Source organism: Bartonella sp. AD328YNZD (assembly GCF_042196425.1).
Genome location: NZ_JBHIQG010000722.1, coordinates 1 through 728, shown reverse-complemented (window position 1 = coordinate 728; position 728 = coordinate 1). Strand labels below are relative to the sequence as shown.

General features: G+C 39.4%; 1 protein-coding gene. It reads left to right on the top strand.

Annotation, left to right across the window (positions count from 1 at the left end; translation table 11 throughout):
- On the top strand, positions 1-728 hold a 728-nt coding region (locus tag ACFIO3_RS14680; RefSeq protein ID WP_375704736.1), incomplete at both ends, for a hypothetical protein.

Below are 728 nucleotides of genomic sequence, written 5' to 3'. Positions count from 1 at the left end.
AGCCTGCAAAAAAATATGAACTTACTAATGAAAACCGCGTTGTTAACGGTGTGACTTTACACCGCATTAAAGCTTTAAGAGACTTTGATGATGTCAAAGCTGGTCAATTGGGCGGCTTTATTAAAGATGAGAGTGATCTGTCTCATAAAGGCAATTGCTGGGTTTATGATGATGCTATGGTTATCAAAGCAAGCGTTTCCGAAAATGCCAAAATACGCAATAATGCCTGTGTTGTGAATTATGCTAGGGTTTATGGTAATGCCGTGATTAGTGATAAGGCATGGGTTTTGAGTGATAAAGCACATGTTTATGACAATGCAATCATTAATGGCAATGCAAAAATTGGTGGCTATGTTTTTGGCAATGCCGTTGTGAGTGATAATGCCGTTATTACTGAGGGGGCTCTTATTTACGATAATGCCCATGTATATGAAAATGCTCAAGTGAGTGGGCTTGTGTTTAATGATGCCCATGTCTACGGTAAATCACGCCTTGCTGCGTGGTCAAAAGCTTATGGCAATGCTCATGTTTTTGATAAGGCTATAGTTTATGATGGGAGCAATATTTATGACAATGCCAAGGTTTCTGGCTCGGCGCGTGTTGGTCCCTTTGCAAAAATTCACGATAATGCTCATGTGAGTGGCAAAGCACAAATTTGCCAATTTACAACGATTTATGGCAATGCTGTGCTTAAAGAAAATAAGAAATTTTCTGAAGATGTCTGTGGT